Annotated in this window: 20 protein-coding genes and 2 tRNA genes; 5 read left to right on the forward strand and 17 right to left on the reverse strand. The window is 72.2% G+C overall.

The window, feature by feature from the left end:
• Positions 1-64: 64 nt before the first annotated feature.
• The 9 genes from E4198_RS17545 to ehuB all read right to left on the reverse strand — a co-directional run bounded on the left by E4198_RS17545 (position 65) and on the right by ehuB (position 8,102).
• Entirely contained in the window at positions 65-1,441 is a 1,377-nt protein-coding gene (locus tag E4198_RS17545) for an N-acetylmuramoyl-L-alanine amidase (protein ID WP_136183993.1), read from the reverse strand.
• Between the two features lie 217 nt (positions 1,442-1,658).
• Positions 1,659-2,129 (reverse strand): ANTAR domain-containing protein, encoded by a 471-nt coding sequence (locus E4198_RS17550; RefSeq protein WP_136183994.1) that lies wholly within the window; start codon positions 2,127-2,129, stop codon positions 1,659-1,661.
• A gap of 794 nt (positions 2,130-2,923) precedes the next feature.
• Positions 2,924-3,628, reverse strand: coding sequence for a GAF and ANTAR domain-containing protein (locus E4198_RS17555; RefSeq protein WP_136183995.1), 705 nt, complete (start codon positions 3,626-3,628; stop codon positions 2,924-2,926).
• A gap of 217 nt (positions 3,629-3,845) precedes the next feature.
• Positions 3,846-3,919, reverse strand: a tRNA-Lys gene (locus tag E4198_RS17560).
• A gap of 79 nt (positions 3,920-3,998) precedes the next feature.
• Entirely contained in the window at positions 3,999-4,757 is a 759-nt protein-coding gene (locus E4198_RS17565; RefSeq protein ID WP_136183996.1) for an IclR family transcriptional regulator C-terminal domain-containing protein, read from the reverse strand.
• Positions 4,758-4,986: 229 nt separating this feature from the next.
• Entirely contained in the window at positions 4,987-5,802 is an 816-nt protein-coding gene (gene ehuA, locus E4198_RS17570) for an ectoine/hydroxyectoine ABC transporter ATP-binding protein EhuA (RefSeq protein ID WP_210732842.1), read from the reverse strand.
• Positions 5,792-6,445, reverse strand: a complete 654-nt coding sequence (ehuD, locus tag E4198_RS17575; RefSeq protein WP_136183997.1) for an ectoine/hydroxyectoine ABC transporter permease subunit EhuD — start codon at positions 6,443-6,445, stop codon at positions 5,792-5,794. The genes ehuA and ehuD overlap by 11 nt, the downstream gene beginning before the upstream one ends.
• Positions 6,442-7,185, reverse strand: a complete 744-nt coding sequence (ehuC, locus tag E4198_RS17580; protein WP_210732938.1) for an ectoine/hydroxyectoine ABC transporter permease subunit EhuC — start codon at positions 7,183-7,185, stop codon at positions 6,442-6,444. Before ehuC ends, ehuD begins: the two co-directional genes overlap by 4 nt.
• Before the next feature lie 2 nt (positions 7,186-7,187).
• Positions 7,188-8,102, reverse strand: coding sequence for an ectoine/hydroxyectoine ABC transporter substrate-binding protein EhuB (ehuB, locus tag E4198_RS17585; RefSeq protein WP_136183999.1), 915 nt, complete (start codon positions 8,100-8,102; stop codon positions 7,188-7,190).
• A 210-nt stretch (positions 8,103-8,312) separates the two neighbouring features.
• Here ehuB and E4198_RS17590 point away from each other — a divergent pair, with 210 nt between their 5' ends.
• Positions 8,313-8,813: a DUF3830 family protein gene (locus E4198_RS17590; RefSeq protein ID WP_136184000.1), complete on the forward strand. Its 501-nt coding sequence runs from the start codon at positions 8,313-8,315 to the stop codon at positions 8,811-8,813.
• A 119-nt stretch (positions 8,814-8,932) separates the two neighbouring features.
• Here the strand turns inward: E4198_RS17590 and E4198_RS17595 are convergent, their stop codons facing one another.
• Positions 8,933-10,339, reverse strand: a complete 1,407-nt coding sequence (locus E4198_RS17595; protein ID WP_247597722.1) for an amidase — start codon at positions 10,337-10,339, stop codon at positions 8,933-8,935.
• A 43-nt stretch (positions 10,340-10,382) separates the two neighbouring features.
• The gene (locus E4198_RS17600; protein WP_136185453.1) at positions 10,383-11,345 is read right to left on the reverse strand and encodes a D-2-hydroxyacid dehydrogenase; all 963 of its coding nucleotides are present in this window, start codon (positions 11,343-11,345) and stop codon (positions 10,383-10,385) included.
• A 250-nt stretch (positions 11,346-11,595) separates the two neighbouring features.
• Here E4198_RS17600 and E4198_RS17605 point away from each other — a divergent pair, with 250 nt between their 5' ends.
• From E4198_RS17605 to E4198_RS17615, 3 genes are all read left to right on the forward strand, one after another.
• The gene (locus E4198_RS17605; RefSeq protein WP_136184002.1) at positions 11,596-12,600 is read left to right on the forward strand and encodes an aspartate/glutamate racemase family protein; all 1,005 of its coding nucleotides are present in this window, start codon (positions 11,596-11,598) and stop codon (positions 12,598-12,600) included.
• A gap of 181 nt (positions 12,601-12,781) precedes the next feature.
• Positions 12,782-13,507 (forward strand): decarboxylase, encoded by a 726-nt coding sequence (locus E4198_RS17610; protein ID WP_136184003.1) that lies wholly within the window; start codon positions 12,782-12,784, stop codon positions 13,505-13,507.
• Positions 13,508-13,677: 170 nt separating this feature from the next.
• On the forward strand, positions 13,678-14,766 hold the full coding sequence (locus E4198_RS17615) for an LLM class flavin-dependent oxidoreductase (protein WP_136184004.1): 1,089 nt from the start codon (positions 13,678-13,680) through the stop codon (positions 14,764-14,766).
• 37 nt (positions 14,767-14,803) lie between these two features.
• Here the strand turns inward: E4198_RS17615 and E4198_RS17620 are convergent, their stop codons facing one another.
• Positions 14,804-15,655, reverse strand: coding sequence for a pentapeptide repeat-containing protein (locus E4198_RS17620; protein ID WP_136184005.1), 852 nt, complete (start codon positions 15,653-15,655; stop codon positions 14,804-14,806).
• A gap of 121 nt (positions 15,656-15,776) precedes the next feature.
• Entirely contained in the window at positions 15,777-17,567 is a 1,791-nt protein-coding gene (locus E4198_RS17625; RefSeq protein WP_247597723.1) for an EAL domain-containing protein, read from the reverse strand.
• Between the two features lie 358 nt (positions 17,568-17,925).
• Here E4198_RS17625 and E4198_RS17630 point away from each other — a divergent pair, with 358 nt between their 5' ends.
• Positions 17,926-19,200 carry a M6 family metalloprotease domain-containing protein gene (locus E4198_RS17630; RefSeq protein WP_210732843.1) on the forward strand — a complete coding sequence of 425 codons (1,275 nt, stop codon included), beginning with the start codon at positions 17,926-17,928 and terminating at the stop codon, positions 19,198-19,200.
• Positions 19,201-19,274: 74 nt separating this feature from the next.
• On the opposite strand, the gene E4198_RS17635 is transcribed toward E4198_RS17630, so the two are convergent.
• The 4 genes from E4198_RS17635 to E4198_RS17650 all read right to left on the reverse strand — a co-directional run bounded on the left by E4198_RS17635 (position 19,275) and on the right by E4198_RS17650 (position 22,040).
• Positions 19,275-19,348 (reverse strand) — tRNA-Lys (locus E4198_RS17635).
• A complete protein-coding gene (locus tag E4198_RS17640; protein ID WP_136184007.1) occupies positions 19,339-19,995 on the reverse strand; it encodes a hypothetical protein in 657 nt (218 codons plus the stop codon). Before E4198_RS17640 ends, E4198_RS17635 begins: the two co-directional genes overlap by 10 nt.
• A 188-nt stretch (positions 19,996-20,183) precedes the next feature.
• Positions 20,184-20,555 carry a hypothetical protein gene (locus tag E4198_RS17645; protein WP_136184008.1) on the reverse strand — a complete coding sequence of 124 codons (372 nt, stop codon included), beginning with the start codon at positions 20,553-20,555 and terminating at the stop codon, positions 20,184-20,186.
• Positions 20,556-20,696: 141 nt separating this feature from the next.
• Entirely contained in the window at positions 20,697-22,040 is a 1,344-nt protein-coding gene (locus tag E4198_RS17650) for an AAA domain-containing protein (protein ID WP_136185455.1), read from the reverse strand.
• Between the last annotated feature and the right edge of the window lie 26 nt (positions 22,041-22,066).

The raw sequence follows: 22,066 nt of genomic DNA on the forward strand, positions 1-22,066 counted from the left end.
GTGCGGACGCCCGAGGGCCGCGGTCCCTGGCGGGAACCGCGGCCCTCGGCTGGGGAGAGGGACTTCAGCAGGTGGATATGCCCGGCAGCCAGGCTTCGGAGACGTCGATGAAGATGTTGGAGATGTAGCCGTCGTAGGCGGGCAGGTACGACCAGGCGTCGTTGCTGTAGCCGTCGTAGTTGACCATCTGGCCGCGTACCTGGCATTCGACGCGCACCGTGGTGGGGCCGCCGAGGGTGCCGACGACGGAGGAGTCCGTGGTGGCGGCCTGGCGGATGTTCACGCCCGAGCCCCAGGTCGGGAAGGGCGTCCCGGTGCCGCCGCCCCCGCCGCCGACCAGCGACATGTAGTAGTTCCAGTCCCAGTGGGGGCCGGGGTCGGTGTGGTCGTTGCCGGGGACCTCGTGGTGGCCGACGATGTGGGCCCGGTCCTTGGGGATGCCGTACCGGTCGGCGAGGTGCTTGGTCAGCGCGGCCGAGGAGCGGTACATGGCGTCGGTGAACCACGACGGGTCGTCGACGTAGCCCTCGTGCTCGATGCCGACGGAGTACGGGTTGCCCGAGCGGGCGTGCCAGGCGGTGTCCCCGTCACGGACCATCTGCGTGACGTCGCCGTCGGAGGACCGGACCACGTAGTGGGCGCTGACCTGGGCGGACGGGTTCTGGAACCAGCTGATGGTCCCGCCGTACGAGCCCTGCGTCACGTGCACCACGATGTGGGTGATCGCGGAGGACCGGCCGGACGAGTAGTTGCTCGAGCTCGCCGGGACCCAGTGGGCCGGCGGGTAGTCGGCGCTCTGGATGCCCGGGAGGCGGGACACCTCGGCGTACCGGCCGCGCTCGGGCGCCACGTCCTGCGGCGCGACCTGCACCCTCTCGCCGCCGGCGACGAACGTGCGGAGGCCGTCGGACAGGATGCCGTAGACCGCGTCCGCGTACAGGCGGGCGGCCTGGTCGCTGTCCGCGGTGCCGTAGCGGGCGACCGCGCGGTACCACGCGTCGGTGTCGTCGCGTTCGGCCGCGTCCAGGCCGAGGTCGTCTGCGAGGTCGCGGAGGACGGCGGCGCCGCCGCGGATGTTGGCCGGGGTCTCGTCCTTGAGGTCGGCGACGGACTCGCCGGTGAGCTTCGCGGCGCGCTCCAGGCTGTGCCGCTCCGGGTTGCTCACCAGGTGCATCACGCCGTAGCCGTTCGCGTGGCTGGGCTCGCCGTCGTGGCCGTCCAGGTGGGTCTCGCCGTAGCCGACGGCCACCAGCAGGTCGCGGGGGACGTCGAACTCGGCGGCGGCGTCGGCGAACGCGGTGTTGACCGCGTTTCCGGCCGGCCCGCGGGGGCCGTCGGGTGCGGGGGCGGCGGTCGCGGCCTGCACGCCCGTGGTCAGCGACAGCGCGACGGCCATGCCGAGGATCGTGCCTCGGGAGCGTCTGAACACCTTCCAGGTCATCGACTCGTCTCCGCTCTCGGCGCGAGTGGGGGGATACGGCGCAGCCGCGTGCGCCGGGAGACGCGGACCGCCGGACCACTGGCACACCGGCAGACGGGTCGGCGCGGCCCCGGGAGGCGGTGGTCCCCGCCATGGTGCGGGGTGACTCTGTCAGGTACAAGACATTGCGTCTCGAACGAAAGGCCGCGCCGGTGCGTTGGACGGCCCGGCGCGGCCCTCATCGCTGCCGGTGGGTCCGGTGGCCGCGACGTCTGCGCAGCGCCTCGGCCAGCGCGGTGCTCAACTCCCGCGGCATCCGCGTCGATCCGTCCGTGGTGGCCACCAGGGAACCGGCCACCGTGCGCAGCTTGGTGTTGGTGCGCTGGGAGACCTCCACCAGTACGTCCCACGCCGAGTGCGGCGTGCAGCGGCACATCACCATCACCATGCCGCGGGCCTGGTCGATCACGGCGCGGCTCTCGATCGCTCGCTGGAGCTGCCCCACCTCGTCGCGCAGCCGTTCGACCTCGGCCTCCAGGGCGACCCTGCGTGCCACGCCCCGGAGGTCGTCCCGGCCCTCGCCGTCGGCGTGGCCGCCGGTGTGGCCGTCGCCGCCCACGGACGCCGGTCCCCCGGCCGGACCCGCGCCGTCCGGCACGACGGTGCCCCGGCCCTCGGGATCACGGTCTGCGTCGTCGAAGGTGCTCATGCCTCGTCCTCGGTAACGGTGGCCCCGGCGTGCGCCGACAGGTCGCGGTCGCCGGAAGGCCGGTGGGGAAGGGGTACGTCGCGGTGCGGGACGGCAGGCGGGGAGGCACCTCGGGACGGCAGGCGAGGAGAGGAGTCGCCCGACGAGAAAGCGGCGCCGGAGGCTGTGAGGTCCCAACCTCCGGCGCCTTCGCACTGGCAACCGGTTGCTCGCGCGTATGCCGTCCCGGTAGCCGTGACACGGCGCCTCGAAACCGCCCCGGTCCGGTCAGAATCGCTTCGCCGGACGGACGCGCGGCCGGGCGGAGGGCTCGACCCGCGCGGAGGATCCGGGTGCGGGCACCGCGCAGCCTGGCGAGGGCGGGCCGCCGCGGGCGTCGTGCCCGGGCGGAGAGCGGCGCGCGCCCGACGCCGGAGGGCGCGCGGTGGTGGCGCCGGAAGGCGCCTGCGCGGAGGTTCGGGTGGGCGCAAGGGTCACGGCGGGGTCCTCTCCCATCGACTGCCCGGACAGGGGACAGCGCGGGAGAGGACACACAGACCCGGACCCGGCGCCGTCGGCGCCGCGCCTGGTCACACGGAAGCGGAGAACTCCCGCGCTGTGTGCCTCCCGATCTGAAGCACTGATCACACCGCTGCCCCGCTCCGAACAGCCCAAACACTCACCCGGGGCGGGGGCGTGCCGGAGGGTGTGGCGTCGGCCACCGGCCGGCGGGCAGGCAGGCGGGCTGGGAGACCACGAGGACGACCGGGAGAGGGCCGGTGTGCCCGGACCCGCACGAGGGGGCCGGGCTGGGGTCAGCGTGCGCCGGGGATCTCGCCGGTCTCGGTCACCCGGCGGGCGATGTCCCGGAGCTTGACGTTCTGGTCCTGCGAGCTCTTGCGCAGCACCGCGAACGCTTCGGCCTCGGAGACCTTGTACCGCTCCATGAGGATGCCCAGGGCCTCGCCGATCTCACTGCGCGACTCCAGCGCCGTGGCGAGCTGGGCGTGGCTCCGGGCGCTGGAGAGGGCGACCGCCGCGTGCGAGGCGAGCAGCCAGCCCGCCTGCTCGGACTCCTGGGTGAAGGTGCGCGGCTCGGCCGCGTACATGTCGAGCGCGCCGAGGTTGTCGTCCTCGGTGTAGAGCAGGATGCCCATCATGGAGCCGATGCCGAGCTGCCGGGCCTGTGGCGCGTAGCGGTGCCACTGCTCCACTTTGGTCGTCATATCCTTGATGCGGTAGATCTCGTTGCGCTTGCGGGCCGCGTCGAAGCACGGCCCCTGGGCGTACTCCTCCTGGGCCGCGTCCGACTCCCGCACGAGCTGGTGGGTCGACGCCAGGGTGCGGACCTTCCTGCCGCCCTCGACGGTGAGGATGCCGGCGTAGTCGCAGCCGTCCACGAGCCGCACGGCGTTGTCCACGATCAGGTCGAGGGTGTCCTGCACGGACTCCTGGGCCAGCAGGTTCCGGGCCAGTTCCGCCAGGTGGGAGGCGAAGTCCTTCCACGAGCTGTCGTCCACTGCCGCCCTCTCCGTCGGTGGTTCTCCCGGGCTCTGCCTCTTCCTCGGGTGAGGCGCGGTAACGTCTCGACGCCCCTCACCCTCCATTTAACCTCTGGGCCCGGTTCGCGGCCCTGCCGCACCGGCGGGAGTGAGGCGGGTGTGAGGCGGCGGCCGGCGGCCCGTCCGGCCGGAAACGGCGAAGGCCCCTCGCTCGGCGAGGGGCCTTCGGTGTCTGTGCGCCGTCAGGGACTCGAACCCCGGACCCGCTGATTAAGAGTCAGCTGCTCTAACCAACTGAGCTAACGGCGCGTGTCGACGGAGGAAATACTACCTGGTCCCGGGCGGTGCTCGTGACCACGGCCCCCACCCCCCTTGTGCCCTTACGTCCTCATATGGCCAGGGAGAGCATCACGGGGGCGGCGCGTTCGTTGAGGGTCTCGGCGGCGGTGCGCAGGCGGTGGGCGTGTTCGACGGGGAGCGAGAGGGCGAGGCAGCCCACGGCGGTGCCGGCGGTGACGGGCACGGCGGCGCAGACGGTGCCCACCGCGTACTCCTGGAGGTCGAGCACGGGGACGGTGGGCGGCTGTCTGTCGAGGGTGTTCAGCAGGAACTGCTCGTCGGTGATCGTCCGCGAGGTGAGGCGGGCGGTGCGGTGCCGGGAGAGGTGGTCGCGGCGCCCGTCGTGGTCGAGCTGGCCCAGCAGGCACTTGCCGATCGCGGTCGCGTGCCCGGCCGAGCGGAAGTCGACCCACTCGTTGGCCGCCGGGGTCTCCGGGCTGTCGGCGCAGCGCATGATCTCCACTTCGCCGTCCGCGTAGCGGCTCAGATAGACCGCCGCGCCGAGGGTGTCGCGCAGTTCGGAGAGTGTCCGGTCGATGCGGTCGCGCAGCGCCCGCTCCCGGTCACCGCCGGAGGACAGCAGCACCAGCGACTCGCCGACGACGTACGCGTCGTCCTCGACCTGTTCGAGGTAGCCCTCGCGACGCAGCATCAGCAGCAGATGGGAGAGGTGACCGGGTGGCAGGCCGGTGTCCCGGAGGAGGCGCTCCTCGTCGATGCCGCCCGGATGTCGGGCGACCGTCTCCAGCACGCGCAGGGCGTACTGGACCGAGTGCGTGCGCGCCGTCGGATCGGGCCGGAGTGTCACGGAAGACCCCCTGGAAGGTAGTGACCATCCGCTGCGTTGCCGAAGCGGGGGGTGACGGACATGTGTACACGATAGCCGTCAACACCCGTCCGTGCGTGGGCTGTTGCCACCTCGTCATATGCCGACAGCACGGAAGCGGAATATGGGGGCCCGGTGAAGGCCGGAAAGAACGGACGGCCGCGGCGCCCCGCCCGAGGGGCGCGGCGCCGCGGCCGTACGGCGGGGCGGGTCAGAGCACCGCGCTGAGGAACTCGCGGGTGCGCTCGTGCTCCGGGTCGGTGAAGATCTTTTCCGGCGCGCCGGACTCGATCACCCGACCGGAGTCGAACATCAGCACGTCGTCGGAGATGTCCCGCGCGAAGTTCATCTCGTGGGTGACGACGAGCATCGTGATGTCCGTGGTGTGCGCGATGTCGCGCAGCACGTCCAGGACGCCGGCCACCAGCTCCGGGTCGAGCGCCGAGGTGACCTCGTCCAGCAGCAGCACCTGCGGGCGCATCGCCAGCGCGCGGGCGATGGCCACGCGCTGCTGCTGACCGCCGGAGAGCTGCGTGGGGTACTTGTCGATGTGCTCGGTGAGCCCGACCAGTTCCAGCAGCTCGCGGGCGCGCTGCTCCGCCTCGTCCTTGGACATGCCCAGGACGTGCACCGGCGCCTCGGTGATGTTGCGCAGCACCTTCATGTTGGGGAACAGATTGAACTGCTGGAAGACCATGCCGATCTTCTTGCGCACCTCACGGACGTGCCTCTCGCCCGCCGGGACGAGCTGGCCGCCCTTCTGCTCGTGCGTGAGGTAGTCGCCGGCGACCTTGATGGTGCCGTCGTCCGGCTTGAGCAGGGTCATCAGCAGTCTCAGGATCGTGGTCTTGCCCGATCCGGAGGGGCCGATCAGGGTGACGTGCTTGCCCGAGGAGACGGTGAAGTCCAGGTTGTCCAGGACGACGTTGCTCCCGAAGCGCTTGGTCACGCCGTCGAAGCGGATGAGCTCGCTTCCGTCCACGGACGGGTTCGCGGTGGCGTTCGAAGGGGTGTGGTCACTGGACAAGACGACGCTCCAGAGCTCGAAGAAGAACGGATGCCGGGTACGCGATGACGATGAACGCGATACCGACGACGGTGATGGCCTCCGTGGTGAAGGTCTCGTTGCTGAAGGCCGACGCCTCTCCGAACATCTCGAAGGCGCCGATGACCGCGATCTGCGGCGAGTCCTTCAGCATGGACACCACGTAGTTGCCCAGCGCGGGCACGACCCGGCGGATGGCCTGCGGCAGGATCACCGAGGTCCAGGTGCGGACCTTCGGCAGACTCAGCGCGGTGGCGGCCTCCCACTGGCCGACCGGCACACCGTTGATGCCGGCGCGGTAGACCTCGGCGGTGTACGTCGAGTAGTGCAGGCCGAGGCCGATCACACCGGTGGTGAGCGGCGACATCGCAGGACCCCACTCGGGCACCACGTAGAACAGGAAGAACAGCTGCACCAGCAGTGGCGTGTTCCGGATGAACTCCGTGAACGCCGTCACCGGCCAGCTGATCCAGACCTTCTCGGAGCGCTGCGCGATGGCCCAGACCAGGCCGAGCGTGAACGCGATGAGCGAGCCCAGCAGCAGCGCCTGGAAGGTGACGATCACACCGTCCCAGAAGCGAGGCATGAACTCCTCGACGACACTCCAGTCCCATGCGTCGTTCATGCCGCGCCTCCCGCGCCGTGACTACGGGCTTCCGTGCTCATGCCGGTGGGGCTCAGCCGCCGGCTCAGCAGGCCGCCCTTCTTCTCTGGCTTCTGGCCGATGCCGGCCTTGGCCTGCCGCTCCAGAGCGCGCATGCCGCGGGTGAGTGCGAAGGCGATGACGAAGTACAGGACCAGGATCAGGGTGTAGATCGGCGCGCTCTCCACGTCGACGATCCTGATCAGGTTCGCCGCGAACAGCATGTCGGCGACGGTGATGGTGGAGACCAGCGCCGTGCCCTTGAGCAGCTCGATCAGCAGGTTGTTGAACGGCGGCACCATCTCGGGCCAGGCCTGCGGAATCTCGACCCGCCGCAGCCGCTGCATCTTGGTGAAGCTCAGTGCGATCCCCGCCTCGCGCTGAGCAGGTGCCACAGCGGCGAGGGCGCCGCGCACGATCTCCGAGCCGTAGGCCCCGTAGGTGAGGCCCAGCGCGAGCACGCCCGCGAACATCGGCACGAACTGGAGGTTCAGCAGTGTGGGCACCGCGAAGACCATCCAGAACATCATCACCAGCGCCGAGGTCCCACGGAAGATCTCGAAGTAGGCGCCGGAGAGGAAGCGGACGATCCACACGTCCGAGGTGCGCAGGATGCCGACGACGAACGACACCGCGGCGGCCAGCGCCGCGCTGTACAGGAGTACCTGGATGGTGATCCAGATGCCTGGCAGGAACCAGGTCGTGAACATGCCTGAGGTCATCATCAGGAGCACAGCTCCTTCGCCGTCAGATCGGTCATCTCGTCCTTCGTGAAGCCGAAGGGCTTCATCAGCTTGAGCAGACCGGCGTAGTCGTTCTCCTTGAGCTTCAGCAGCTCCTCGTTGAAGGCGTCACGCAGGTTCTTCTCCGACAGGCGGAAGGCGAAGCCGCCCGCGCCGTACATCGGCTCTTCGTCGACGTACGGCTGGAAGGCGTCGGTCGCCTCGACGCGGTCGGAGCCCTTCACCGCCCGCGTCACCGTGATGTTGGTGCCGGCGAACGCGGCGACCCGGCCGGAGCTGACCGCGCTCACGCCGGCCACCTGGTCGGGAAGGATGAGCAGGTCGCTCTCCTTCACGCCGTTGCCCAGCGCGTAGTCGATCTCGGCGTACGCCTCGCCGGTGGCGAGCTTCAGCCCCTGTTCGGCGATCTCCTTGTAGGTCTTGATGCCCTTCGGATTGCCCTTCGGCACGATGAAGGAGTCGAGCATGATGTAGTCGGGATCCGCGAAGAGCACCTGCTCACAGCGGACCGGGTTGATGTACATGCCCGCCGCGACCGTGTCGAACTGCTGGGCCTTCAGCCCGGGGATCAGCGCGCTGAACTCGACCGGGACGGCCTGGGTCTCCGGCACGCCCAGCTTCTCGAAGATGTACTTGGCGATGGCGGGAGCCTCACCCGTGGCCTCGCCCTCCTTGTTGACGAAGCCGTACGGCGGCTCGCTGGCGATGCCGAGCCGGACCACGCCCTTGTCCTGCAGGCGCTTGAGCAGGTCGCCCCCCTCGACCTTTCCCTGCGGCGGTGCGATGGTGCACCCCGCCGCGCCGAACGCACCGAACGCCGCCGCTCCTGCAAGGAGTGAGCGACGGCCGATACCTTTTCCTTCGAATGGCGTTCTCGCCCTGAGTGGTGGAGCCATGGGCGCGCGGCTACCCAAGCTGAGGAAAAGCATGCAGATCGTTTCCAGCCCTTGATGACACCGTTGTGGGCTTGACGACGGCGCCGGTATTGACAGGTCGCGCCAGTATTGACGGGCAGGAAGAAGATCCCCGCCCGACACGACGGCGGGGTCACCCGTCGGCACCGCCCCGGGGTACCGCGCCGGGCCAGAACGTGAGAGGGAGGCAGCATGCCGGACCGCTTCATCGAAGTGTCCCTGGACAAGCGAGGGGTGAGCTGCACAGCCAGGCTCCTCGACGATCGCGCGCCGATCACCTGTGACGCGGTGTGGAACGCGCTGCCCCTCGGCGGCGACGTGTACCACGCCAAGTACGCGCGCAACGAGATCTATGCCCTCCTCCCGCCGTTCGCCCCCGAGGAACCCCCGCTGGAGAACCCCACCATCACGCCCATCCCCGGCGACCTGTGCTACTTCACCTTCACCGACACGCAGTTGGGCACGAAGTCCTACGGCTACGAGACCGAGGCCAAGCATCAGGGCCGGAGGACCGTTGTGGACCTGGCGCTGTTCTACGAGCGCAACAACCTGCTGATCAACGGTGACGCAGGGTGGGTGCCCGGCATCGTGTGGGGGGCGGTCGTGGACGGCCTCGACCGGATGGCTGACGCCTGCCAGGACCTGTGGCGGGCCGGCGCGCTCGGCGAGACGCTCAGCTTCCGCCGCGCCTGACCCGCGCCCCGCACAGGCGCGTACGGCCCCCGCCCGAGGCGGGGGCCGTACGCGTACCCGAGGGCGTGCCGTCCGTGTCCCGAGGCCGCAGGCGGCCGGGTCGGGCCGGGTGCCCGGCGTCAGGCCGCGGGAGGCCGTACGCCGGAGGCCACACCCGCGCCGTACAGCGCGTGTGCCGCCCGCAGCACCAGCGCGTCCCCGTGCCGGGGTCCCACGATCTGGAGGCCGATCGGCATCCCGTCGCCGTCCACCCCGCAGGGCAGCGAGCACGCCGCCTGCTGGGTGAGGTTGAACGGGTAGGTGAAGGGCGTCCAGCTCGTCCAGCGCGGGTTCGCCGACCCGGCGGGCACCTCCACCCCGTTGCCGAACGCCGTGATCGGCATGGTCGGCGTCACCAGCAGGTCGTACTCCTCGTGGAAGCGGCCCATGTGCCGGCCCAGCGCCATCCGCTCGTCCACGGCGGCGAGGTAGTCCAGCGCGCTCATCCGCGCCCCCAGCTCGCTGACCTCCCGCAGGCCCGGGTCCATCCGTTCCCGTTCCGCGTCGGTGAAGAACTGCGTGGTGCGCGCCGCGCCGGAGAACCACAGCACGTGGAAGGACTCCACCGGGTCCGTGAAGCCCGGGTCCGCCTCCACCACGTCCGCGCCCAGGTCCGTGAGCAGCTCCACGCCGCGCCGCACGGCGGCGGCCACCTCCGGGTCCACGTCCACCTGCCCGCCGAAGCTGGGGGAGTAGGCGATCCGCAGGCCCGCCACCCCGCCCGCCAGGCCGTCGCGGAAGCTGCCCGCGACCGGGCCGAGCTGCGACCAGTCCCGCGCGTCCGGGCCGCTGATCACGTCCATCAGCAGCGCCGCGTCCTCCGCGTCCCGCGCCATGGGGCCGACGTGCGCCAGAGTGCCGAACGCGCTCGCCGGGTACATCGGCACCCGGCCGTATGTCGGCTTCAGCGCGAAGGTGCCGGTGAACGACGCCGGGATGCGCACCGAGCCGCCCGCGTCCGTGCCCAGGCTCAGCGGCCCGGCACCGACCGCCACCGCGGCCGCACTGCCGCCGCTGGACCCGCCCGCCGTGCGCTCCGGGTCGTACGGGTTGCCGGTCGCGCCGTGCCGCGGGCTGTCCGTCACACCCTTCCAGCCGAACTCCGGCGTGGTGGTCCGGGCCAGGAAGACGGCGCCGTTCTCCCGCAGCCGCGCCACCGAGGGGGCGTCCTCGTCCCACGGCCGGGAGTCCTCACCCACGGACCACGAGCCCTTGAAGGTGGGGACTCCGCGCTGCAGCAGGATGTCCTTCACCGTCACCGGCACCCCGTCGACCAGCCCGGCCGGTTCGCCGCGGCGCCACCGGTCCTCGCTGGCCCGCGCCTCCTCCAGCGCCGTCTCGCCCAGAAGGCGGACGAATGCGTTGAGCCGCGGCTGCGCGGCCTCGGCGTGCTCCAGCGCGGCACGGGTGACCTCGACGGGCGAGAAATCGCCGGCGGCGTACCCGGCGACGAGCCGGGACGCGGTCAGGGCGGTGAGATCGGACAACGCGGCCTCCTGAGTGCCGTGAGGTACGGGACGGTGGGACGGGTCAGGTCGCGGGGACATAGCCGAGGCCCTTGTCCACGACGTTGTGCAGCGGCTCGCCGGCGTACCAGCGGTCGAAGTTGTCCAGGAACTGCACGGCCAGGTCGTTGCGCCAGCCGACGGTGTCGCCGCTCATGTGCGGGGAGATCCACAGGCCGGGCGCCTCCCACAGCGGGCTGTCCTCCGGCAGCGGCTCGGTGTGGAAGACGTCGAGCGCCGCCCCGGCGATGCGCCCGCCGTGCAGCGCCTCCAGCAGGTCCGCCTCCACCACGTGCTGACCGCGGCCCACGTTGATGAAGTGCGCCCCCGGCTTCATCCGGGAGAACGCCGCCGCGTCGAACATGCCGCGCGAGGACTCGGTCAGCGGAGCGACGCACACCACCCAGTCGGCCCCGGCCAGAAGGGTGTTCATGCCGTCGATGGCGTGGACCCGTCCGAAGTCCGGATCCCCCTCCCGCTCCGTGCGCCCCACGAGATCCACCGTGACACCGAGTGCCATAAGCGTGCGGCCGATTTTCCGGCCGATCGGGCCCGAACCCACCACCACCGCCCGGGTGCCGCCGACGCGGAATGTCTCACGGTGCCGCCAACGCCGCTCGCGCTGCAATTCCCAGCTCCCGCGAAAATCCTTGGCCATGGCCACGACGAGACCGGTCACGTATTCGGCAATGGGCTGGTCGAATACGCCGCGTGCGTTGGTGATGACGGTGTCCGAATCCGCCAGCTCGGGCAGCAGCCGGTCCACCCCGGCGGACGGCGTGTGGACCCAGCGTGGGCGGGGTCCACCACCCGGCCACGCCTCCCGCACGGCGTCCGACAGGAAATCCCACACGAGCAGCACATCCGCCTCCGGCAGCCGCTCTGCCAGGGATTTCTCGTCCGCGTGCACCACCCTCGCGCGACCCGAGAGGCGGTCGAGGTCGGGCAGCGGATCGGTGTCCAGGACCAGTACGCAGGTGTCGGACATACAGGCGTCAACCAATCGGAGGAGGGTGGCCGGAGAGTGCCGTGCGGTGCGCCGGGCAGGGGTGGAAGGGCGTGTGACGAAGAGCCGCGAGGCGGCCCACCGGGAAGGATTGACCACGGTAGGTAGCGGGCTCTACATTCGTCAATGAAGGCATCTGTCCCGGCGTCCCGGCCCGGCCGGTTTTCCTTTTTCTTTCCCCCCATCCTCTTGGCATGTCCGCCACCCCTTCGTCTGTTTGGGGCTCGTGTAAATGGATGTCTCCTTCCTCGGTGGACCGCAGCCGCAGCGCGGCGTCGGAATCGTGGCACCCTTCGACTTCGCGCTGGACCGCGAGTTGTGGCGCTGGGTGCCGGACGACGTGTCGCTGCACCTGACGCGGACCCCGTTCGTCCCCGTCGAGGTCAGCCTCGACCTGGCCCGGCTCGTCAGCGAGCACGAGACGCTGCGCGAGGCCGTCAACGCGCTCGGCGCCGTGGCCCCCGAAGTGCTGGCCTACGCCTGCACGTCCGGCAGCTTCGTCGGTGGCACGGCGGGTGAACGCGCGATGAGCGTCGCGATGGAGAGCGCGGGCGAGGCACCCGCCCTCACCACCTCCGGCGCGCTGCTGGAAGCGCTGGAGGAGCTCGGCGTGCGCCGCGTCGCCGTCGTCACCCCGTACACCAAGTCGGTCACCGACTCGCTGGAGGACTTCCTCGGCGAAGCCGGCATCGCGGTCACCGGCCGCAGCTACCTCGGCCTCACCCGCGAGATCTGGCGCGTGCCCTACCGGGACGTGGTCGGCATGGCCCGCGAGGCGGTCGCCGACGACCAGCCCGACGCACTCTTCATCAGCTGCACCAACCTGCCCACCTACGACGTCATCCCGCAGCTCGAAGCGGAGCTGCGGATGCCGGTGGTCTCCGCGAACCAGGTGACCGTCTGGGCCGCGCTGCGCCGCATCGGCAAGGACGCCGTGGGCGCCTACCAGGCACTGCTTGACCCGGTGGCCCGACGCGGCCCGGCGGCGATGACGCCGACAGCGGCCGAGCCGGCGGTCGCGGAGGGCGAGCCCGTCGTCCGGGAGACCGTGTTCGAGCCGGTCGCCGAAGAGCTGCCGGGGGCGGCCGTGATGGAGGAGGAACCGGCCGAGCCGGTACTGCCCTCGCCCGCGACCGCAGCCGCGCCCTCCCCGGCCGACCCGGTGCTCGAAGGTCACGAGGTCGAGGCACAGCCCTGGTACGAGGAGTGGGGCAGAGGCCCGCAGCCTCCCGTGTAGGGCCTGTCCGGCGGAGCACGACGAAGGCTGCGACGGACGGTGTGCCGGGCCCTGCGAGGGCCCGGCACCGCCATGAAGGTACGGACACGGCGGCAGGCCGGTGTGCCCCGGCGCAAGGCCGGCGGGTCTCCGGCAGCGCTCCGGCAGAAACGAACGAACGAAAGAGACGAAGGAGGCGTAGATGGCGAACGCTGTGGGGTTCCTCTACCCCGGCCACTCGGCGGAGGACGACTACCCGCGGCTGGAGGGCATCCTGAACGAGACGGGCGCCGGTGTGCGCCTGCCCCTCGTGCACACCGACATCGGCGAGGACGCCCACCGGGCCGACGCGCTGCTGGAGATGGGTTCCGCCCACCGGCTCGCCGACCGCGTGGCGGAGGTCAAACGGCACGATGTCGAGGCCGTCGTCTGGTCCTGCACCAGCGCCAGCTTCGTCTTCGGCTGGGAGGGTGCGCACGAGCAGGTGCGCGAGCTGTCCGCCACGGCGGGCCTGCCCGCCTCCAGCACTTCGTTCGCCTTCGCCCGCGCCGTCCAGGCGCTCCGCGCCGAGCGCGTCGCGATCGCGGCGACCTACCCGGAGGACGTCGCGGAACTCTTCACCGCGTTCCTCAAGTCGGCCGGCGCGGAGGTGGTGTCGATGTGCGGTAGCGGCATCATCACCGCGGCCGAGGTCGGCACCTGGGGCAAGGAGGAGGTGCTCGCCCTCGCCCGCGGCGGTGACCACCCCGACGCGCAGGCCGTCCTACTGCCGGACACGGCGCTGCACACGGCGGCGTGGATTCCGGAGATCGAGGCGGTCCTCGGCAAGCCGGTCCTCACCGCCAACCAGGTCACCGTCTGGGAAGGGCTCCGCCTCCTCGACCGCACGGTCACCTGCCCGCCCTTGGGCCGCCTCTTCGGGGCGTAGCCGCGCCGCCCCGGGTGTGGGAGGGCTCCTCCGGGAGCCGTCCCACACCCGGGAAGCAGGCCCGGTGCCCGCCGCCGGCGCCTCACCCGTACCAGCGCGGGAATGACGCAGCCCGGCGCACGGTTGCCGCCTCACGAAGGCGCTACCGAACGAGAAGGCGAGCCCCACCCGTGAGTGACCCGGCGGCGAACAGCGAAGCGATACGCGGCGAGGCGAGGGGCACCGCGCCCGTCCCCCTCTCCGTCCTCGACCTGGCCACCGTCGGCGCCGGACACACCCCGACCGACGCCTTCCGCACCTCCGTCCGCCTCGCACGCCTCGCGGAATCCCGCGGCTTCACCCGCCACTGGGTGGCCGAGCACCACTCCATGCCGGGCGTCGCCAGCACCGCGCCGGCCGTGATCCTGGCGCACCTCGCCGCCCACACCGACCGCATCCGCCTCGGCTCCGGCGGTGTGATGCTCCCCAACCACGCCCCGCTCACCGTCGCCGAACAGTTCGGCACGTTGGAGGCCCTCGCGCCCGGCCGCGTGGACCTCGGCCTGGGCCGCGCTCCCGGAACCGACGGGCTCACCGCCTCCGCACTGCGCCGCACCGACCAGCCGCGCCCGGACGCCGACGAGTTCCCACAGCAACTACGGGAACTGACCCGGTTCCTCGACGACGACTTCCCGCCCGCGCACCGCTACCACGGCCGCGTGCACGCAGTGCCGGGGCCGGTCCAGGGCGGCGACGGGTCGCGTCCGCCGATCTGGCTGCTCGGCTCCTCCGGCTTCAGCGCCCGCCTCGCCGGGGAGCTGGGCCTGCCGTTCGCCTTCGCCCACCACTTCTCCGCCGCCCATACGCAGCCCGCTCTCGCCCTGTACCGGGAGACCTTCCGCCCCTCGGAGGCGCTGTCCGAGCCCTACGCGCTGATCGGCGTCTCCGCGCTCGCGGCGGGCGACGAGGAGGCGGCACGGCGCCAGGTCATGACCGGCGCACTGGCGATGCTGCGGCTGCGCACCGGACGGCCCGGACTCGTCCCCACGCCCGAGGAGGCCGCGGCGTACCCGTTCGGCCCGGCGGAGCAGGACTTCGTCGACGGGTGGCTGGCGAACGTGGTGCACGGCACCCCGGACGCCGTACGGGACGGGCTCGACGCGCTGGCCAAGCGCACCGGCGCGGACGAACTGATGCTGACGGCCAACGCGCACACCCCCGACGCCCGGGTCCGCAGCTACGCCCTGATCGCCGACGCGTACGATCTGCCGATCCTCTGACCTCCGCGACGGCACCACCGCGCGGCGAACCGTCCGCTCAGCCGGGCCAGTGCGCCGGCCGGGCGACCCGGTCCGGAAGCCGGGTCGCCGCGTCGCCGCGCGCGGCGTCCAGCTGTGACGGAAGCAGGAACAGCACGCCGGTGAGGTCCGCGCCCCGCAGGTCCGCGTCGCGCAGGTCGGCGCCGGTGACGTCGGCCGAGCGCAGGTCGGCCCGGCGCAGGTCCGCGGCGACCAGGCAGGCGCCCCGCAGGTTCGCCGCCCGCAGGTCCGCGCCCCGGAGGCGTGCCCCGAACAGGTCGGCTCCCCGGTGGTCCGCGCCGCCCCGGCTCCCGGGCACGGCGGTCGCCCGCACCTGCGCGCCGGTCGCCGACAGCAGCGGGTTGACCTCGGCGCGCACGCCGCCCACGTCGAGGGCCAGCAGCTCGTCCGGGCGTCCGCGGCTCAGCCGGTCGACGCGGGCCAGTGCCTCGCCCAGCGCGTCCCGAAGGTCGCCCTTCCGGGCGAGCCCGACCGCCTCGGTCAGGTACCGCAGCAGCTCGTGGAGCTGCCGCACCACCGGGAACACGGCGAACATCTCCCGCGCCAGGCCGTGGTGCCGACGCCAGTCGCGGCCCCCGTACGTGGTCTGTGACACCTTCTGTCCGGCACCGAGGCAGTCGTAGACGGCGCAGCCGGCCCAGCCGCGTTCGCGGAGGCGGGAGTGGATGCCGCAGCCGAAGCCGTCGCGGAGGTTGGCGCAGGGCGTCCCGGCTGGCTTGTCGACGGGGAAGTCGGTCGAGGCGACGAAGGGGAGCGCCACGCAGCACAGGGCGAAGCAGCGAGCGCAGTCCGCGCGCAGCGCCTCGGGCACGGGCGCGGGGTCGCGTGCGGGTGCGGCGTCGGGTGTCACGGTGGGGCATCCTCGCACTGGCGCCGCTCCCGTTCACCCCATTTTCCCGCGCGGCGGCGGACCCGTCGTGTTGCGGGAGCCGGAACGGGGGCCGGGGCGTCGCCGTCGACCGGGCCCGGCGTCAGGTGGAGGCGCGGGAGAGCCAGGCGGTGAGGGAGGGCGCGGGCATGGGCCGGGCGTAGTAATAGCCCTGCCCGGTGTCGCAGCCGATGCCGCGCAGCCGCTCCGCCTGCTCACGCCCCTCGACGCACTCCGCGGTGACCGTCAGCCCCAGCTCGTGCGCGAGCTGGACGAGCGCGGTCACGATTGTCTCGTCCGCGGGGTTCTCGTGCCGGGCGGTGCGGAAGCCGCTGACGAACGTGCCGTCCAGCTTCAGCGCGCGTACCGGGAGGCGGCTGAGGTAGGCGAGGTTGGAGTAGCCGGTGCCGAAGTCGTCGATCGCGATGCGCACGCCCATCTCGCTCAGCGCCTGCAACGCTTGGAGGGGCCGACCGGCCGACCCCATCACCGCCGACTCGGTCAGCTCCAGCTGCAGCAGCCCCGGGGGGAGTCCGGTGTCGTCGAGGATGCGTTCGACATCGGCGACCAGGTCGGAGTCCCACACCTGCCGCACGGCCACGTTGACGCTGACGTAGACCGGGTTGTGCGGGCGGTCGTCGAGCCATTGCCGCGCCTGCCGGCAGGAGGCGTCCAGCACCCACCGGCCGAGCGGCACGATGGCGCCGTTCTCCTCCGCGAGCCCGATGAATCGGTCCGGCCCGAGGGTGCCGAACCGCGGGTGCCGCCACCGTACGAGGGCTTCGGCGCCGTGCAGTGTCTCGTCGTCCAGTCCAACGATCGGCTGGTACTCCAGCGCGAACTCGCCCCGCTCCAGGGCGGGTCTCAGCGTGCTCGACAGCGCCTGGCGGGTGACGCGGTGGGCGTTGCGCTCCGGGTCGAAGAGCGTCCAGCGGCCCTTTCCGTCGGCCTTGGCCCAGTAGAGGGTCGTGTCGGCGGCCTGCATCAGGCAGGTGGCGGTCGTGCCGGCGGCTGCGCGCTCCACCACGCCGATGCTGGCGGACACCGCGAGCCGCTGCCCGGCCAGGTCGATCGGCTGCTGGAGCGCCCGCAGCACCGACTGTGCGAGGCCGGTCACCTGCGCGGTGTCGGCGGTGCTCTCCACCAGTACGGCGAACTCGTCGCCGCCGAGCCGGGCCACCAGATGCCCGTCGTTCTCCACGCAGCTCGCCAATCGCCGGGCCACCGCCTCGAGCAGCCGGTCGCCGACGCGGTGGCCGAGGGTGTCGTTGACCGCCTTGAACCCGTCCAGGTCCAGGTAGCAGAGCCCCACGCGGCCGGTGGCGGTCTCGCGCAGCGCGGCGGAGAGCCGTTCGAAGAACAGGGCGCGGTTGGGCAGCCGGGTCACGGGGTCGTGCATCTGGAGGTGCCGCAGGCGCTTCTGGAGCGCGCGGCGCTCGCTGATGTCCACCACCGACAGCAGTGCCCGGCCCTCCTCCGCGTCGGAGACGGGCGTGGTGGGCGTGACGGTGATCTCGGCCCAGAGAGAGTGGCCGTCGGCGTGCTTGAGTCGCCGGGTGCACGACATCCGGTCGGTCCGGCCGCGCAGCGCCTCGTGGTAGGCGCTGCGAGTGCGGCGGTCGGTGCCGATGCCGGTCAGGTCGGCGATCGGGGCGGCGACGAGGGCGTCCGGGTCGGTGCCGAGCAGGGCGCCGAGCGCGCGGTTGGCGCTGCGCACCCGGCCCTCGTGGTCGACGACCGCCATCGCGAACTGCGCGGCGTTGAAGGCGGCGCGGAAGTCGCTGTCGCACGGGGCGGCGGGCGGCTGATCGTGGTCACCGTACGTGAGATTCCGCGGTGGGGTCGTGGAGGCGGTCGCGGCGTCATCGTCCGGTCCGCCTGAGGGTCCGTTCACCGATCGCTCCCCACGGGACTCGTCGCGTGCGGCGCCGGTCGGGTGACTGCCCTGGTCCACCTGGCGGCCGGTCCGCGCTGGAAATGTGCCGATCATAGAGGCTGTCCGAGCGGCCGAGCCAGCAGCGGCGCGGGGGCGCACGAGGCACGGCGTGCGCCTCGCGGGCGTACGCCCGCGCAGACGAACGGTCCCCGAACGGCGTACCTGCGGCGCTTCGCCCGGCAGGGCGAGGGCTGGGCAGAACATCACACACGGTGTCCGACACGGGGATAACCCGATCGGACTAACGGTAGGCGACGTACTGGACGAAGCGGGACATGCTGGACGGGACCGAAATGGCTCGTCCAGGAGGTCGTACGTGGCGGTTCCGAGGAGACGTGAGCGGGTGGAGGGCCGGCCGGTGCTGCGCCGCACCTCGTCCGTGCTCACGTCCCTGGCCGCGATCATCGGCACCGCGCTGGTCGCCGGCCCGGCCACAGCCGTCGCTCCGCCCGGGGAGTGCGTCCTCCCGCGCACCGATGCCCACCACACGGAGGGCGTCGACGGCTGGGACTCCGCCTATCCCCGTCCGCACCGCCGGGCGGACGCCCTGATGCTCTTCCTGTCCTTCCCGGACTGGGAACCGATGATGAAACCCGGCGCGCTGGTGCGCGACCACTTCCCGATGACCTCGGACTTCTTCGCCCGCGCCTCCTATGACACCTTCTCCCTCGAAGTGCACCCTCGGGAGCGCTGGATCGAGATGCCCGCCGCCTCCACTTCCTACGGCATACAGCGCGACTGGGACCCGGTGCTGCGCGGCGCCTACCTGCGCGACGCCCTGAGCGCGGCCGACCCGCACGTGGACTTCTCCGACTACGACGTGGTCTATCTCGTCGCCGACCCGGACGCGCCCGGCGTGAACTCCGACGCGACCAAGGTCGTCAACTTCGAGGAGCCGGCCGTCCTGGACGGCCACGAGGTGCAGCGCGTCGTCACCGTCTTCGAACGCCACCCGCCCGACCGGTACGTCCTCGCCCACGAGACCGGCCACCTCTTCGACCTGCCCGACCTCTACCACCGGCCTGTCGAGGGCGGCGCCGACTGGGACACGTTCGTCGGCGACTGGGACGTCATGGGCAGCCAGTTCGGACTCGCCCCGGACCTCCTCGGCTGGCACAAGTGGAAGCTCGGCTGGCTGGGGAAGCGCAACGTCGCCTGCGTGGCGGACGACACCGGTACCACGCGGCACACGCTGCGCGCGCTCGGGGCGCCGCTCGACCCGGGCTTCCTGCTGCGCCGCGACACCCGCCTCCTGGTGGTGCGCACCGGACCGCACGAGGTGCTGGCCGTCGAGGCGCGGGCCCCCGTCGGCAACGACATCGGGGTGTGCACCAGCGGGGTGCTGCTCTACCGGGTGCGTTCCGACGCCGACTCGGCGGAGGGGCCGGTGGAGGTGATCGACGGCCACCCGAAGAGTTCGGCGTGCCGGCGCAGCTCGGTGTACCCGCCGTTGGCGGACGCACCGCTCGGCCTCGGCGAGCAGATCGTGTTGGAGGAGGCGGGCGGCATCCGCGTCCGCGTCGCGGACCGGGGCGCCGCGGACGGCGGCTGGTCCGTGCAGATCACCCGGGGTCCCGCGGCGACCCGGTGACCCCGGCCGACCCGACGGATCCCGCCGGAAACATCGAAGGCCCCCCGCCGGAGCGGAGGGCCTTCGACCGTCTGTGCGCCGCCAGGGACTCGAACCCCGGACCCGCTGATTAAGAGTCAGCTGCTCTAACCAACTGAGCTAGCGGCGCCTGCTGACGTCGTAGACCTTAGCACCACGGTCCTGCGGAAAGAAAATCGATACTTGGCTCCTCCCGGACGGCCCGCCCGGACCGCCGGGACGGGGGCGGCGTACCTCCCGACCAGGCCGTACGTACGCGCGCACATATGCCCACAGCAGCATCTCCGGCCCGGGCAGCCACGGGTGCCGCACGTCCGGCGCCACCAGCCAGCGCGAGAGGGACGCGGAAGCGGCTGCAGGCGACAGCGGCGGGACCGTCACCGTGTCCCCGGCGCCGTGGCAGAGCAGGCGGCGGCCCCCGGTCTCCCGGCGCGGGTCCGCGCGACGGCTGCCCCACTCCTCCCAGTCGAGCAGGGCCGGCAGCCGGCCGGCCGTACCGGGCGCGCAGAACAGCAGCATCCTGCCCTGGTGGACGGCGACCGGTCCGCTGCCCGGCCCCGTCGACCACAGCCGGTCCAGCAGCCGCCGCCCGTCCACCTGCGAGGCGGACACCACGTCGAACGCCGTGCCGCAGGGCAACACGCTGGGCGCGGTGGGACGCAGCGCCCACAGGGCGTGCACGCTGCGCGGGAAGCAGCTCGCGGAGGCGAGCCAGTCGGCGCCGGCGAGAGTGACGTGGGCGGCGGGACAGTCGGCCGGATCAGCGGGGTTGCTCATGGCATATACATCTAGCGACCTCGCGGGGACGGAGTGTGGAATTGACGGAAACCCGCACGGGAGGGACGGATGTCCGGTACCTTCCGTCCCCCGCACTGCGGTGCGGCGCACGCTGCCGTGCCGTGCGCCGGGGGCGCACCACGGGGCGGGGTGCGCCCAGCTGTTGCACCGGGGGACCGGTCGGTCTGTCAGTCGTGCGTGCGTTCGGAGAGCAGCTCGCGCCCGAACTCGATCATCTTGTGCGCGTAGTCCTCGGTCCAGTCCGCCCGTTCCGCGATCACGGCCGCGGGCAAACGGTCGAAGCGCTTGGGGTCGGCGAGCTGAGCCGCCGCGACGGCCTGGAACTCCATGGCCCGGTCGGCGGCCGACCGGAACGCGAGCGTCAGCTCCGTCGCCCGTGACAGCAGCTCGCGCGGGTCCTCCAATGCGTCGAGGTCGAAGAAGTGCTCGTCCTCGCCGGAGGCCGCCGCGGGCTCGAAGAGCAGTGCGGCGGGACGCCGGAAACGCGGTGTGCCGCCGCCGTTGCCGGCGGGGTCGGGAGCCGGGTGCGGCTCGGGCATGCGAGTACCTCCAGGTCGACTGCCACCCCCATTCTCCCCCCGAAGCGCCGTCCGACTCCTCCTGCCGCGTCACGTCCGCCGCAGCCGACCCCGACCCGTCTCGCACCGGGTCCGGGCGACCGGCCCGCCCGTGGACGGCCGTCAGAGCGCCACGCGGTGTTCCGCGAGGAGGGCCAGCACCGCGTGGTTCGCCTCCCAGCCGTCGGGGAACTTCACGGTGACTCCGAGCTGCACCGGTTCCGTCGAGGGATGGTCGTCCAGCAGCTCCGGGACGCCCGCCCGGCACACCACGATGCAGGCGTGCCGGTGGCGGGAGGCGAGCACGCACAGGCGACCCGTCTCCAGGTGGAACGCGGTGGCGTCCGGACGCCCGGACAGCGGATGCAGCACCACCGTGACGTCGAACTCCCGTCCCTGGAGCCGGTTCGCGGTGTCCACGACCACGTCCGTCACGTCACGGGCGGCGAGCGCGGCCCGCACCGCGGCGGCCTGGTCACGGTGCGCGGTGCCCACCGCGACCCGGTCCGCCGTCAACGGCACACCCTCGTGCGACCGTTCGCTCCGCGTCTCGCCGTCCCGCGCCAGCAGCCGCCGCACCACGTCCGCCACCGCGGCGACCGCCTGCGGGTCGGTGCGCGGCGTGTGCCGGGCCGGCAACTCCAGCAGGCCCCAGCCCGACGCCGCCGCCTCGTCGATCACCCGGTCCACGGGCGACCCGTCCGGCGCCCCGGCGAACGCCAGCGTGCGGTCGCCCGGCCCCGTGCCGCTGGTGAACGGCGTGAACGGATAGAACGCACGGGAGACCAGCGGCGCCGCCGAGGCGGGCAGCCGCCAGGACACCGGCAACCGGTGCTGCGGTAGGTCCGGATTGTGCGCGAGCAGCGTGCTCACCGCGCTCGCCGACGGGTCGTACGTCAGGCCCGCCCACTGCTCCACCCCGACCTGGCTGAACGGGTCGAGCTGACCCGGGTCGCCCACGAAGAGTGCCCGCTCGAACAGCCCGGCCACCGCCAGCAGCGCGTCCGACCGCATTTGGTACGCCTCGTCGACGATGGCGTGCTCCCACGGGGTGTCCGTCTTCACCCAGGCCCACTTGGCGGCCGTCGAGACCACCACGGGCAGCTCCGCGAGGTCGGCCGCCTTCGCCGACGGACGCACCGACGGATGCGCGTCCAGCACCCGGTCGTACGGCTCCGGGTCGCTGCTGTGCAGCCGCCCCACGGGAAGCTCCGGGTCCTCCCGCGCGAGACGGTCCACCAGGTCGTCCACCTGCGCGTTCGTCTGCGCCACGATCATCAGCCGCCGCCCGGCCGCGGCCAGTTCCCGTGCCGCGCGCACCACGAGCGTCGACTTGCCCGCCCCCGGCGGCGAGTCCACGACCACGCCGGGCCGGTCGCCGTGCAGCGTGTCCCGCAGGATGGCCGCCGTCGCCTGCGCCGCCGCCTCGCCGGGCGGCAGGCCCGCCCGCGCCCGCGCGAGGCTCACCACACCCGCCGCGTCCGCACGGGCGT

The organism is Streptomyces sp. RKND-216 (assembly GCF_004795255.1).
Classification (GTDB): domain Bacteria; phylum Actinomycetota; class Actinomycetes; order Streptomycetales; family Streptomycetaceae; genus Streptomyces; species Streptomyces hazeniae.

What these genes read in the sequence shown, in the direction of transcription:
- E4198_RS17545 (WP_136183993.1), bottom strand. Translation starts at nt 1,441, where the DNA reads ATGACCTGGAAGGTGTTCAGACGCTCCCGAGGCACGATCCTCGGCATG.
- E4198_RS17550 (WP_136183994.1), bottom strand. Translation starts at nt 2,129, where the DNA reads ATGAGCACCTTCGACGACGCAGACCGTGATCCCGAGGGCCGGGGCACC.
- ehuD (WP_136183997.1), bottom strand. Translation starts at nt 6,445, where the DNA reads ATGAACGACGCATGGGACTGGAGTGTCGTCGAGGAGTTCATGCCTCGC.
- ehuC (WP_210732938.1), bottom strand. Translation starts at nt 7,185, where the DNA reads ATGACCTCAGGCATGTTCACGACCTGGTTCCTGCCAGGCATCTGGATC.
- ehuB (WP_136183999.1), bottom strand. Translation starts at nt 8,102, where the DNA reads ATGGCTCCACCACTCAGGGCGAGAACGCCATTCGAAGGAAAAGGTATC.
- E4198_RS17590 (WP_136184000.1), top strand. Translation starts at nt 8,313, where the DNA reads ATGCCGGACCGCTTCATCGAAGTGTCCCTGGACAAGCGAGGGGTGAGC.
- E4198_RS17600 (WP_136185453.1), bottom strand. Translation starts at nt 11,345, where the DNA reads ATGTCCGACACCTGCGTACTGGTCCTGGACACCGATCCGCTGCCCGAC.
- E4198_RS17605 (WP_136184002.1), top strand. Translation starts at nt 11,596, where the DNA reads ATGGATGTCTCCTTCCTCGGTGGACCGCAGCCGCAGCGCGGCGTCGGA.
- E4198_RS17610 (WP_136184003.1), top strand. Translation starts at nt 12,782, where the DNA reads ATGGCGAACGCTGTGGGGTTCCTCTACCCCGGCCACTCGGCGGAGGAC.
- E4198_RS17640 (WP_136184007.1), bottom strand. Translation starts at nt 19,995, where the DNA reads ATGAGCAACCCCGCTGATCCGGCCGACTGTCCCGCCGCCCACGTCACT.
- E4198_RS17645 (WP_136184008.1), bottom strand. Translation starts at nt 20,555, where the DNA reads ATGCCCGAGCCGCACCCGGCTCCCGACCCCGCCGGCAACGGCGGCGGC.